The sequence below is a fragment of the Spirochaetia bacterium genome (genome assembly GCA_022482625.1).
Taxonomy (GTDB): Bacteria; Spirochaetota; Spirochaetia; order Sphaerochaetales; family Sphaerochaetaceae; genus Pleomorphochaeta.
In genome coordinates this window covers 1,795,822-1,808,661 of the sequence record JAKVOU010000001.1, presented here as the reverse complement: position 1 = coordinate 1,808,661, position 12,840 = coordinate 1,795,822, and the positions used below count along the sequence as shown (strand labels likewise).

The window sequence follows — 12,840 nt, the reverse complement described above, 5'->3', positions numbered from 1 at the left end:
AATGGCAGAAAGAAAAATAAACATCAAGGACCGGCTGAAGGATAACACAATGTTGCTTGCTTTGGTCGCAGTCATCATATTTTTCCAAATTCTCATAGTCACATCAGGGCGAGGTTCATTGCTGAAACCTGCAAATGTGACCAATATCATAAGCCAGAATGCATATGTACTTGTCTTGGCTACCGGTATGTTGCTCTGTATCATAAGCGGAGGCAACATTGACCTGTCTGTAGGTTCCTTGGTTTGCCTGATCGGCGCCATAGCAGGTAAGCTTATCGTTGATGCTCATATGAATACGGGAGCTGCAATCATACTCTGTCTGTTGTTTGGTATAGCCTTAGGTGCTTGGCAAGCATTCTGGATTGCCTATATACGTATATCATCTTTTATTGTTACACTTTCTGGCATGCTCCTGTTCCGAGGTATTGCCAATATTATTCTCAACGGCTTGACCATCAGCCCGTTCCCTGACAATTACATGAATGTCTTTGCCAGTTATTTCCCTCAGGGAACAAGTGCGGACAGCGTATTCCTGTTTTCAATGTTGCTTGGCATCATAGCATGTGCGGTCTATGTTTTCAGTAAGATTCATTCTACGAACAACAAGAAGCGAAAAGGATATGAATATGAGGCAGGCCTTCCACAATTGATTCGGCTTATCGTGGTCTGTGCTCTGATTCTTTGGTTTGCTTCTTTGCTTGGACGTTATAAGGGCCTTCCTGTCATACTTATCTGGTTGCTTGTGATCATTTCGATTTACAGCTACTTTACTGCAAAGACAGTCCCTGGACGTCATTTCTACGCTATGGGAGGAAATGCAAAGGCAACGGAACTCTCTGGTATCGATACTAACAAGATCCTTTTCTTTGCCTATGTAAATATGGGTTTTCTTTCTGCTATCGCTGCTTTGATCTGCTGTGCACGTTTCAACAGTGCATCTCCTTCGGCAGGTACCGGTTATGAAATGGATGCCATTGCTGCTTGTTTCGTCGGTGGTGCCGGTGTGTTCGGTGGCAGTGGAACTGTACTTGGTACAGTAATCGGAGCTTTGTTCATAGGTATTCTGAACAATGGTATGTCAATCATGGGAGTCGATGCCAACTGGCAGAAAGCAGTAAAAGGACTGGTACTCCTGCTTGCTGTCGTTTTTGATGTACTTTCAAAAAAACGTGCAAGCAAGTAAGTGATTGGCTGTCAGTAACAGGTATATTCTCTTGCAGGTAATTGCATGGGAAGTCTTAGGCAGCAACCCCTAGATGGGTTGTTGCCTTTTGCTAGTCACCGGACAATGACATTGACTGGTGTACCATGCAACCATTGCCTTAGATTTTCAGCAATGATATCGGCACGTTTTTCAAAAGCTTGCGTGGTTGCAAAGGCAATATGCGGAGTGACGATTGCATGAGGTGCATGCAGCAGCGGATAATCTTCTGGTATGGGTGGTTCCATAGCAAAGACGTCTATGCCGGCTCCTGCAATGGTACCATCGGTCAATGCTTCAGAGAGAGCTTCCATATCTACGATAGGACCTCGTGCTGTATTGATAAGCAAGGCTGAACTCTTCATTAGGGAAAGTTCCCTTTTTCCAATCATTCCGATGGTATCAGAATTCTGTGGTACATGGATTGAAATGATGTCACACGTGTTGAGCAGGGTATCCAGATTGCAGAAAGTGACATTTGCCACTTCCTTTTTGGTCCTTGTATATGTATAGACCTCACATCCGAATGCATTGGCAATTTCAGCAACTCTTGTTCCGATTGCTCCCAATCCTATGATGCCGAATTTTTTGCCTTCGAGTTCAAATCCTACAAGACCATTTTTTGTTCCGCTTGTTCTGCAGGCTTTGTCGCAGTCAAGGATATTCCTTGCAAGGTCAAGGACAAGGGCAAATACAAGATCTGCAACAGCTACGGTGGAGTAACCGGCACAATTACATACTGTTATACCTCTTGCCTTGCAATAATCAAGGTCGATATGGTCGACACCGGTAAAAGCTACACATATCAGTTTAAGATAAGGGCAGTGCTCCAAAACTGATTCGCTGTATCTGATGTTTGAGAGTACGACGATATCTGCATCTTTGCTTCGGGCGATCAAGGAAGCTTCATCTTCTTTGCGGTCATCATAACAGACTAGCTGTGGGGTACTCCCTGTCGCTTGCCGAATTTTCTTAACCAGCATCTTTTCTGGTATACCTAGTGGTTCAAGTACTGAAATTTTCATGGCTTGTCTTCCTCAAGGAAAGTGTAGCATAATAAAAGAAAAGCTCCAAGTTGGGAAAGTGTTGCCTGATCTATTCAACCATTTTCCATTTGGATGTTACCTTATAGTTGCTTTAGTGTAAGGATTTATGCTATTACTGACGGAGGTATGCCATGAAATTTGAGGGATTGGGGCTTTTTGTGAAAGATATGAAGGCCATGGTCTGTTTTTATCGTGATGTACTTGGATTTGACGTGGAGTGGGATGGCCTACAGCCTGATGCCGGAGTCAGAAAAGATGGCGTGCTGTTGATGTTTTATGGACGGAAAAATTTTGAGCAGATGACATCACGTACATATGGCTATGCTGAAGGTATCAATGGTCATTTTGAGATTGCATTGGCTGCTGAAACATATTCAGATGTAGATCGGATATATGAGACGGTTGTCAAGAAAGGTGCCGAACCTATACTGAAACCGACAACTGAACCTTGGGGACAACATACCTGTTATATTGCTGATCCGGAAGGAAATCTCATTGAGATAGGATCTTTCAATGTTGGATAACACTTCCTTATATGATGATTTGGAATAATATCAAGGAGCAAGACGATGAATCTACTCGTTATTTGTGTCGGTAATACAGCCAGAAGCCAGATGGCTGCGGCGTATTTCAGAAAATATGGTTCAGATGTATTTGATGAGGTAGAGAGCGCGGGATTAAAACCCGGTATACTGAATCCATATGCAGTGAAGGCCATGGCACTGGATGGCATAGATATCAGCAAAGCCCAGCCTAAGAGCGTACAGTCACTTTGGGAGCGAGGTCATTCTTTTACTTATGTTATTGCCGTATGTAGCAAAGATGCCGCAGTACAGTGTCCGGTATTTCCTTGCCAGGAAAAGGTTTTTCATTGGCCTTTCCCTGATCCTGCAGGGTTGACTGGCAGTACTGATGAAATTCTGTCGGCAACGGTTGTTGTGAGAGATGAAATCAAGAAAAAGATACTTTCTTTTCTCGAACTGTACAGGAATGACAGTACACTTGCCTTAGCTAAGTTCTGATTCAGGTTTTCAGGGATAGATTCTGTAGAAAAAATGTATTTTTGTTTTTTCTGCACTCGAAAAAAAACGAAGTTTTGTATTTATTTCATATGTTATATGAGGATATTTTGTGATACTTTTTTTGTGGTTATGATTTGTGCTGTAAATAGGCAGAAATATCGGTTAGTATGTATACGTCAAGTCAGAACTTGTGTATCATTGATAATGACAGGGAATAAGGAGATAGCCCATGATCAAGATTGCTTTTTTTGATACAAAACCCTATGACCGGGATTCTTTTGATACCTTGTTGGATTCAAAAAAGATGCATATCAAATACTTCCCGTACAAGCTCGATGCTGATACGGCAAGTATGGCAAAGGGATATGATGTTGTCTGTGCTTTTGTCAATGATACGCTCAGCAAGGCCGTAGTCGATACATTGGCAGATGAGCAGGTTGGCCTTGTTGCCATGAGGTGTGCAGGATTCAATAATATTGATTTCAAGGCTGCCTATGGAAAGATACATGTGGTAAGGGTACCGGCTTACTCTCCATATGCTGTTGCCGAGCATGCTTTTGCATTGCTTTTGACCTTGAACAGAAAGACTCACAAGGCTTACAACCGCACGAGAGAAAATAATTTCAATCTTGCGGGACTTACAGGTTTTGATCTCCATGGCAAGACCATCGGTATCATAGGAACTGGAAAAATTGGCTGTATATTGGCTGAAATAGCCCATGGATTCGGCATGGATATACTGGCCTATGATAACTATCCGAAGGATATCGACTACATTACCTATGTCGGACTTGATGAATTGCTTTCCAAGTCAGATGTCATTTCCTTGCACTGTCCGCTTACTTCCGAAACCCATCATCTCATTGATGCACAGGCTATTGCGAAGATGAAAGATGGAGTTGCCCTGATCAATACTTCCCGAGGTGGGCTGATTGATACCAAGGCTTTGATTGATGCTTTGAAAACCCGGAAGATAGGTATGGCAGGTCTGGACGTGTATGAAGAAGAAGCAAATTACTTCTTTGAGGATTTCTCAAATGATGTCATTACGGATGATATCCTTGCCAGATTGCTTTCCTTCAACAACGTATTGCTTACCTCGCACCAGGCATTCCTGACGAAAGAGGCTCTTTCCAATATTGCCCAGACGACCTTGCAGAATATTGATGATTTCTTTGCAGGCAAACCGCTTGCCAATGAAATCTGTTACCAGTGCAAGCAGAAAGGTGGTGTATGTAATCATCAGAAAAACGGGCGATGTTTCTGAACTTATATAGTAAATCAAAAGGAGGAAATATATGTATCTTGAACCAGCAACGGAACTATCACAGAAAGATAGGGATATTATCCGAGGGCTGAAAAGCTTGATCGAGGAGATTGAGGCCGTAGACTACTACCATCAGAGAGTTGCGACGACAGAGGACAACGAGCTGAAGGCACTGGTTGCCCATAACCGTGATGAGGAACTTGAACATGCTGCCATGCTCATCGAATGGCTTCGAAGGAAACTTCCTGCCTTTGACAAGGAACTGCATGAATATTTGTTCACGGAAGGTTCCTTGCTGAAAATTGAAATGGAAGGGAAGTAAATCAAACTTCTAAATGGAGCACAATACTCTCTCTTTGTGGAATTCCAGGGATTTATGATTTGAGTTCAATAAAATCTGTTTCAGTTCCACAAAGAGAAGGTAAATTAAGGAATTAGTTTGATGAATAAGAAATATCTTTCGTAAAGCAGAAGTTCAGATTGTAAAATTGATTGATTTCGGTGGATATTTCATCAATGTTCGGCTTACTTTGTCATTCTGACTGAATCCAACGGTCAGAATAAACCTATGCCCTCGGACCAAGGCTTTCCCATTTTCATCAACTGTCTGCATTGCTTTGTTTGGAATTGAAAATCGTATATTTCTGTTTTCTTTTCCTTCCAATGAAATTCTTTTGAATTGGCAAAGACTTTGATTTGCTACGGCATAAGGTGAATCTATGGCCTGTATATAGGCTTCAAGTACTTCTTCTGTAGCTATGGCTGAGGCATTCCGTATCATTACTTCCATCTCAATATCGCTGTTTTGTGTAGGTTCAGCTAGGAGATGAGCCTGTATGACTTCTGCCCTGCCATAGGTCAGTCCATAGCCGAAAGGATAGAGTACATTGTCCGCATTGACATACCGATAGGTCCTGTCTTCCATTGCATAATCCGTAAAAGCTCTGAGCTTTGCACTGTCCTTATAGAAAGTTATGGGTAACTTTCCACTGGGAGAAACCTTGCCGAACAGGATTTCTGCAATTGCTTTTCCTCCCCGTGCACCTGGGTACCATGCCAGTAGGATTGCCGCGGCGTGTGCTTTTGCATAAGACAGGTCAAGTGAACTTCCTGCTTGTAGAAGTACGACGACCGGTTTGCCTGTCTCGATAATACGTTTCATCAGTTCTTCCTGAAGTCCAGGCAATTTCAGGTCCTGCTTGTCTCCTGAACCGACTTCGTTGCTTGCATCAAATTCTTCGCCTTCCAATGTTTCGTCAAGGCCGAGACAGAGGATGACCACATCGCTTCGCATGGCTACGCTGATCGCTTCACTCATCCTGTCTCCGTCTTTTGCCAAACCTTCATCCTTTTTCTTGAAGAGCGGACAACCGAGGCTGTACAGGACCCTGATGCTATCGTCCACTTCATCCTGTATGCCTTCCAACGGGGTAATGTAACGGCTGGAAGTCCCATGATAGTTGCCGATCAAAGCCACTCTGTTATTTGCATTCGGACCGATGACACCGATGGTATGCAGTTTGTCTTTTTCCAATGGAAGTGTACCATCGTTTTTCAGCAGTACGCAGCTTTTCCTGGCAGCATCCAAGGCAAGGTCAATATGAGGCTTGCTTTCTATTACATCAGAGCTTATATCATCAAATTCGTTTTTTTCAAACATACCAAGCAGATAGCGGGTAGTAAATAGACGGGTAGCAGCCCTATCAATATCAGCTTCAGTAATCAAACCCTTTTGCAAAGCAGACAGTACATATTGGTAGGTACAGCCACAATTGACATCACATCCGCTTTTTAAAGCCAAGGCAACGGATTCCTCTGGTGTGGAAGTGACCTTGTGGTGTTCATGAAAGTCCCTGATTGCCCAGCAGTCTGAGACAAAATGGCCTTTGAATCCCCATTCCTTGCGAAGTGTTTTCATCAGGGGACCGTTTGCACAGCAGGGTTCTCCATTTGTTCTGTTATAGGCGCCCATTACTGCTTCTACTTCAGCATCCTTGACTAAAGCTTCAAAAGCTGGGAGATAAGTTTCTGCCAGATCTTTTTTTGATGCAATTGCATTGAACTGATGGCGCAGATGTTCAGGGCCGCTGTGCACTGCGAAATGCTTGGCACAGGCTGCAACTTTCAGATATTTTCCGCTACCTTGGAGTCCATTTACAAAGGCACAGCCGAGCCGGGAAGCCAAGTATGGATCTTCACCGTAGGTTTCATGTCCTCTTCCCCAACGGGGATCCCTGAATATGTTGATGTTCGGAGACCAGAAAGTCAGTCCTTTGTAGATATCCCTGTCATTTTGCGCAATAGCCTGATTGTATTTTGCCCTGGCTTCCGTTGCGATGACGTCTCCGATCTTTTCCATCATGGCATCATCAAACATGGCAGCCAAAGCGATGGCCTGTGGGAACACTGTCGCTACGCCTGCCCGGGCGACACCGTGCAGACCTTCGTTCCACCAGTTGTATGCAGGGATACCTAGCCTTTCGATCTGCGGGGCATCATAGCGTAGTTGCGAAGCTTTTTCCTCTATTGTCATCTTTGCTACCAAAGCTTTGGCTTTGGTTTCTGCCCATTGTCTGTTTCTCATGAGTTTCTCCTTTCGTGTAAGGTAAATATCTTGCTTATCAGAGATTTCGTATCTGATGATCCTCCTACATAGGCAATGTAAGTAATAGGATCGAGCTTCCATTTTCTTTCCTTATCATCATAGTAAGCCAGTTCGGATGTCTTGATAGGTATGACTACGTGTCTTGTCGTACCAGGTTCAAGGGTAATTCGAGAAAAACCTCTCAGGTCCTTTACGTGCCGTTCAACAGCCGGGTGTATGTAGCCGATGTAGGCCTGGACGACTTCAGTGCCTTTTTTCTTTCCTGTGTTGGTTACATCTACGCTGAGCTTAAGTATCCCGTCTGTCTGCTGTGAGACTTCAAGACCTGCATAAGCAAAAGTCGTATAGCTGAGTCCGAAACCGAAAGGATACGAAACCTGCTGCCTATAGCGGTCAGCGGCAAAGTAACCGTGGTAGTAACCGTATACAATGGAATCCAGGTGGAGGCCAAAATAAGGAAGTTGCTGGGAAGAGGCGGGGATGGTGACTGGCAGCTTGCCGCTTGGGTTGACATCTCCGAAGAGAATTTCTCCCAATGCTGTTCCTCCTTCCATGCCTGCATACCATTGCATCAGGATTGCCTTGACTTCATGGCACCAAGGTTCTACTTGGATGGCGCTGCCTCCCTGGAGTACGACGACGGTATGTGCATTGCCTTCTGCTGCAGCTTCGATCAAGGCAATATCAGAAGGATGCAGAGACAGGTCAAGCCGATCCCCTCCGACGGGAGCATCCGAGGAAGGCGAAAAATATTCTCCTTCGTCCAGATAGGTCAACCCGACGAATACGACGACTGCATCGCAGTCCTTACCTTTTTGCCTTACTTCATCTGCAACGATCCCTCTGGCAAATTCCACAGTGATATCAGATCCTGCTGCTTTTCTTATACCATCCAGGGCAGTGACGACATAGCTGGGGAATACTGCTGAACTGCCTTTGCTGTCTCCCACGCAACCTAACAGGGCCTGATCACCAGCAACCAGGATTTTCTTGGTCTTGGAACGGTCAAGCGGAAGGATGTCTTCATTCTTGAGAAGAACTGTCGATTTCCTTGCTACTTCAAGAGCCAACTTTGCATGTTCCTTGCTTCCGATAAGGGCCTTGTCATAGGTTTTTCCCTTTTTCTACATCGGCGAACCGAATTTTCTCTCTGAGTATCCTTCGTACTGCTTCATCAATTTTATCTTCTTCTACTAGTCCATCCCTTACTGCATCGACAAGCCGCTTGCCATAGAATTGAGTGGTGTTCATTTCGATATCGAGACCTGCTTTGGCCGGTTCTACTGTCCCTCTGATGCCGTAGACGAAATCTGACATTACGAATCCCTTGAAACCCCATTCTGTTTTCAGAATCTGTCTGAGCAGGTAACGGTTGTGGCCGCACCATTGTCCCCGTACCTTGTTGTATGCGCTCATGACACTTGCAGCACCGGCTTCGATACATTTCCTGAAATGCGGGAGATACATTTCCCTGAGAACCCTTTCACTCATTTCGACACTGACCCTGAAACGGGAATTCTCGATGCTGTTTGCTGCAAAATGCTTTATACAGGCCATGACATGGCGCTGGACCCCATCTACCAAAGCTGCTCCCATCGTACCTTGCAGGAAAGGATCTTCCCCATAGCTTTCCTGGGCTCGGCCCCAACCTGGATGACGTAACAGATTGATACAGACACCTGCAAACAGATTTGCTCCTCCTGCTTTTGCCTCGATTCCGATGATATTGCCGACTTTTGTTTCCAACTCCGGGTCAAATGTAGCTGCCCTTGCAATTGAAACTGGAAAGGCGGTTGCGTGATATCCCATTACGACTCCCGTCGGTCCATCAGTGAACTTTATGGCTGGAATATCATTCTTGAGGTCTTCTCCTGCATAGTAAGGTCCGAAGTTATAACGGTCATAGATGAAAGTCGCCGTAGCCGGATCGTAATCAGCCGACATTTGGTTTACTTTGTCTTCCAAGCTCATCTTCCCGATGATATCCGTGATTGCCGCTTCCGTTTTTTCCTGTGGTATATCTGCAAGGACACCCCATTCTGTCCCTATGTGTCTTACGGGATGTTCATGCAGGTCCCTGAGTACTGCTTTCCTTACTTCTGCCAATCTTGCAGAAGGCATTGATGTCAATTGGTCCGTATGGTCAAACTTGATGTATTCACTCATGATATTTTCCTTTTCTCCTGATTGTCCAATGCTAACTCTAGCACCCAAGGAAGAGGGTCGATATTGATTTTTTCATCTTTTTTATTGAAAAAACTGTTTTGGGACTCTTATCCCTTCCTTGCTCTTTTCCTGTAGCTGGTAGGAGCAGCACCACAGTATTTCTTGAAGGCAATCGAGAAATAATTGATATCCCTATACCCGACCAATTCTGCTATCTTTCCAGTCGGGAAATTGGTATTCAGAAGCAACTCCTTGGCTTTTTCAATTCTTTTGCTGACGATGTATTCGTTGCAACCTTGCCCTGTTTCCTTTTTAAAAAGCCTGGAGAAATAATTCGGAGTATAATGTTGCATTTCTGCAAGCTGTGAGACACTGAGATCTTTGTTCAGATTGATTTGGATATAGTCAATTGCTTTCCTTATGGCTTCATCCCACTGTGCCGAAAGCTGTTCTTCTTTCGCATAAAGGCAAGTCAGATATCCTTTTGAAATAGCAATGGTATCATTTTTGCCTGTAGTACGGAGCAACTCCATGAGCTTTGATAGCTTTCCTTTCGGTAGTGCACAGGAGGTACTATTGAAATAGGAAAAAAAAGCGTCACTGATCAATTCGAAACAATAACGTTTCGTATTGTTTTCACTGATATTGAACAGAGACAGAGACTGTGCAAATAGTTCAAAGACATGCATGACTTTATCCCCGTTGGGTGTAGCATCAATGAGCATCTGTTTTATGTTGATGAAAATATCAGCATACTGTCCCTGGCTGAAAGCGGAACGTTTCATTTGCAGAGCTTTTCTTAACTCTTCCTTTTTTGAATCCAAAGGCAGAAGTGCATCATTATAGGATATATGAAGATCTGCCAGTCCTTCTGACTTGCTTCCTATGCAGACTTGAGGGATAGGAATAGCCTGTTGCTTGAGCATTGATTTGATTTTTTCAATCAGTGCCTCAATCGGCTTTTCCAGGCGTTCAATCTGTAAGATCAAAATGATTTTCCGGTCGGTTTCCATCAGGGCTAGTCCAAGTTCCTTTACATCGACTTGTTCTATGCAGATATTCAGTACTTTGTTTCCCTGCAGATACTCCTGGCTGATATTTCTGTCTATTGCAGGAGAAAGCAATACTACGACTTGAAGGGATTCCTTGAAGTTGAAATAGTAATGTGCCGTGAGCATCTGTTGTTCTTCGGAAGTAATGGTATTTCCATGGAGAAGCTTGATCAGTATCTGTTCAAGGTTGAGCTGTGCCGCAGTTCCAAGTGTCCTGTGCAGATATATTTCCTTCTTTGTCTTGTCTTTGAGTTCATCGAGATAAGCAACTTGTTTTTTTACTGTTTCCTGGAGGGTTGTCTCATCTATGGGTTTCAATAGAAAATCGAGTACTTTCAGTCTCAGGCTTTCCCTTGCATATTCAAAATCATCATACCCTGACAGGACGATGATCCGCAGGTCAGGCCATTGGCTTCGGCACTGTGCGATGAGCTGAAGTCCTGACATTTCGCTCATGTTGATGTCGGTAATCATGATGTTGATTTCATTTTGCTGCAGCAGATGCAGGGCTTCTTGGCCACTTGCTGCTGTCAATATGATCTTGATGCCTATTTTTTCCCAATCGATTGCCTTCTTGATTCCTTCCCTGATCATCATCTCATCATCTACTACGAGCAGGTTATACATACGGTTCTCCCTTGGTTTTCAGCCATGTCAACTTGATTTCAACCGTCAGGCCACCCATGGAATTGTCGATAAAATGCAATCCGCAGGTCTTGCCATAGTAAAGTTGCAGACGTTTGTTGACGTTGTAGATGCCATAGCCTGCATTTGGATTTTCTTTTGTAAGAAGTTCATTGAGCTGTTTTGCCGGTTTGTTTGCTTCTCCTGAACCAGAGTCTGTAATATAGAGGCAATAAAACGGGGCTTGCCTGCAGATTGTAATTGCAACAGATCCTTTGTTGCCACTCTTTGCTCTGATGCCATGATAAATGGCATTTTCTACCAAAGGCTGCAAGGTAATCTTGGGAATAGGTAAGGCAAGATATTCTTCATCTATTTCAATTTTATTTTCAATGATGTTTCCATAACGCATGTTTTGAATGACAAGATAATTCCTGACCAGTTCAAGTTCCTCTCTGAGACTTATGATCTCAGCTCCTTTGCTTAAGCTGATTTTATAATAGGAGCCCAATGCAAGTACAAGCTTTGATATCTTCTTGTTTCCGTCTGCAAGAGCCTGCCAATGGATACACTCAAGGGTGTTGTAGAGAAAATGGGGTTTTATCTGGGATTGTAGCATATAGTAGCGTAGTTTTTCCTTTGTCTTCTGTTCTTCCTGGACCTGGAGGATCAAGGAGTTGATTTCTTCCATCATAGCATTGAAGCCTTGGGCAATCTTTGAGAAATCGGCACCGAAGGTGTCACAGTCAATTCTATGGGAGATGTTTCTGTTTGTGGTTACTTCCTGCATTGCCTTCAGCAGTGCTGACATCGGGGCATACGCATGTTTGATTACCGGCTTGAGCAATGCCAGGCAGATTGCAAGCAGTATGAGGATGAGCAATGTCAACGGCATGGCTATCTGTGGCAATTTACGGGTAATCGAACCTGTCGGTATCGAATGGACCAGGATCAGAGTCGAGTCCGGGACCTGTGTGTAGAAGTAGAACCTTCCGTTTGAAGTGACGTAACCGCTTCGGTTGGTGAACTGGTTCATCTGAGGATAGTATACCGATGGGTCTGAAGTGATCGTTTCTCCTTGCTGTGATAACAGCAAGGAATCTGAACCTGCTTTGCTGATGTTGGTCAGCGTCTTGTCGTTTATCGAAAAACACAGATAGCCCAGGACTTGGTTGATTGTCTTTGTTGAGTAGAGTGGGAAATAAACATTCAGGTAAGGTCCATACTGGGGAAAATATGCATTGGAAAAGGATATCCTGAAATTTCCTTGGCAGAATGGATGACTGTTCTTTATATCCTTTGTGTATATCTCCAATGGGTCAATGGTCTTGAGACTGTACTGGGTACTTGTGAATATATATCCATCTCCTTGTTTCGGTATGATAGTGATGAAATTGATATTGCTGTTTGCAATGCATATGTTCTTTATGTTATCTTTTGCAGCTTCCAGCTTTTCATAGTATCCTTGGTCCGTTCCTTTCGTTGAGTAGAGGAAATCCTGGGTGGCTGCAGAAATGGAGATGGCATAGGCCAGGTTTTTGTATACTTCAAAATTTTTGGAAAGTCCGTCAGCATCCTGGTCAATCCTGCTTTGCTCCGTATGTATTGATGCCCTGTTTGCCAGAACCTGGAGCATTGCAATGGCAGAAGCAAGCAGGAGTGCAGAAAAGATAAGGATGGTAAAAGTCGTGAAAAGATATATCCGTTGATTGAACTTGAGCCTTTTGTTTTTTCCTATTGCATGCATACCTGTCTTTATCCTTTGTCCTTTTCATTTTACCACAGGTTTCTATGTCAGAAGATGCCAATGAAGAAAGTTCCGATTCTGTATGTAGGACAGGGAAAACTTTTGTCAAA

The 12,840-nt window shown here is 43.8% G+C and carries 11 protein-coding genes; 5 read left to right on the top strand and 6 right to left on the bottom strand.

What is annotated here, in order from left to right:
• Position 1: 1 nt before the first annotated feature.
• Positions 2–1,183 carry a sugar ABC transporter permease gene (locus LKE40_08240; GenBank protein ID MCH3917438.1) on the top strand — a complete coding sequence of 394 codons (1,182 nt, stop codon included), beginning with the start codon at positions 2–4 and terminating at the stop codon, positions 1,181–1,183.
• A 95-nt stretch (positions 1,184–1,278) separates the two neighbouring features.
• On the opposite strand, the gene LKE40_08235 is transcribed toward LKE40_08240, so the two are convergent.
• A complete protein-coding gene (locus tag LKE40_08235) occupies positions 1,279–2,226 on the bottom strand; it encodes an NAD(P)-binding domain-containing protein (protein ID MCH3917437.1) in 948 nt (315 codons plus the stop codon).
• Between the two features lie 152 nt (positions 2,227–2,378).
• On the opposite strand from LKE40_08235, the gene LKE40_08230 reads away from it, so the two are divergent.
• From LKE40_08230 to LKE40_08215, 4 genes are all read left to right on the top strand, one after another.
• Positions 2,379–2,771 (top strand): VOC family protein, encoded by a 393-nt coding sequence (locus LKE40_08230; GenBank protein MCH3917436.1) that lies wholly within the window; start codon positions 2,379–2,381, stop codon positions 2,769–2,771.
• Between the two features lie 45 nt (positions 2,772–2,816).
• Positions 2,817–3,269: an arsenate reductase ArsC gene (locus LKE40_08225; protein MCH3917435.1), complete on the top strand. Its 453-nt coding sequence runs from the start codon at positions 2,817–2,819 to the stop codon at positions 3,267–3,269.
• A gap of 232 nt (positions 3,270–3,501) precedes the next feature.
• Positions 3,502–4,536 carry a 2-hydroxyacid dehydrogenase gene (locus LKE40_08220; protein ID MCH3917434.1) on the top strand — a complete coding sequence of 345 codons (1,035 nt, stop codon included), beginning with the start codon at positions 3,502–3,504 and terminating at the stop codon, positions 4,534–4,536.
• Between the two features lie 31 nt (positions 4,537–4,567).
• Positions 4,568–4,858, top strand: a complete 291-nt coding sequence (locus LKE40_08215) for a ferritin (GenBank protein ID MCH3917433.1) — start codon at positions 4,568–4,570, stop codon at positions 4,856–4,858.
• Between the two features lie 153 nt (positions 4,859–5,011).
• Here the strand turns inward: LKE40_08215 and LKE40_08210 are convergent, their stop codons facing one another.
• The 5 genes from LKE40_08210 to LKE40_08190 form a co-directional block, all read right to left on the bottom strand.
• Complete coding sequence (locus LKE40_08210) at positions 5,012–7,120, bottom strand: glycoside hydrolase family 3 C-terminal domain-containing protein (protein ID MCH3917432.1); 2,109 nt, start codon at positions 7,118–7,120, stop codon at positions 5,012–5,014.
• Positions 7,117–8,211, bottom strand: a complete 1,095-nt coding sequence (locus LKE40_08205) for a glycoside hydrolase family 3 C-terminal domain-containing protein (protein ID MCH3917431.1) — start codon at positions 8,209–8,211, stop codon at positions 7,117–7,119. Before LKE40_08205 ends, LKE40_08210 begins: the two co-directional genes overlap by 4 nt.
• A gap of 34 nt (positions 8,212–8,245) precedes the next feature.
• Positions 8,246–9,307 carry a hypothetical protein gene (locus LKE40_08200; GenBank protein ID MCH3917430.1) on the bottom strand — a complete coding sequence of 354 codons (1,062 nt, stop codon included), beginning with the start codon at positions 9,305–9,307 and terminating at the stop codon, positions 8,246–8,248.
• Positions 9,308–9,414: 107 nt separating this feature from the next.
• Positions 9,415–10,986, bottom strand: coding sequence for a response regulator (locus LKE40_08195; GenBank protein MCH3917429.1), 1,572 nt, complete (start codon positions 10,984–10,986; stop codon positions 9,415–9,417).
• Positions 10,979–12,730 (bottom strand): sensor histidine kinase, encoded by a 1,752-nt coding sequence (locus LKE40_08190; protein MCH3917428.1) that lies wholly within the window; start codon positions 12,728–12,730, stop codon positions 10,979–10,981. Before LKE40_08190 ends, LKE40_08195 begins: the two co-directional genes overlap by 8 nt.
• Positions 12,731–12,840 lie beyond the last annotated feature (110 nt).

Coding starts and splice junctions, on each gene's coding strand:
- LKE40_08225 (MCH3917435.1), top strand. CDS start 2,817: ATGAATCTACTCGTTATTTGTGTCGGTAATACAGCCAGAAGCCAGATG.
- LKE40_08210 (MCH3917432.1), bottom strand. CDS start 7,120: ATGAGAAACAGACAATGGGCAGAAACCAAAGCCAAAGCTTTGGTAGCA.
- LKE40_08190 (MCH3917428.1), bottom strand. CDS start 12,730: ATGCATGCAATAGGAAAAAACAAAAGGCTCAAGTTCAATCAACGGATA.
- LKE40_08230 (MCH3917436.1), top strand. CDS start 2,379: ATGAAATTTGAGGGATTGGGGCTTTTTGTGAAAGATATGAAGGCCATG.
- LKE40_08235 (MCH3917437.1), bottom strand. CDS start 2,226: ATGAAAATTTCAGTACTTGAACCACTAGGTATACCAGAAAAGATGCTG.
- LKE40_08215 (MCH3917433.1), top strand. CDS start 4,568: ATGTATCTTGAACCAGCAACGGAACTATCACAGAAAGATAGGGATATT.
- LKE40_08240 (MCH3917438.1), top strand. CDS start 2: ATGGCAGAAAGAAAAATAAACATCAAGGACCGGCTGAAGGATAACACA.
- LKE40_08200 (MCH3917430.1), bottom strand. CDS start 9,307: ATGAGTGAATACATCAAGTTTGACCATACGGACCAATTGACATCAATG.
- LKE40_08195 (MCH3917429.1), bottom strand. CDS start 10,986: ATGTATAACCTGCTCGTAGTAGATGATGAGATGATGATCAGGGAAGGA.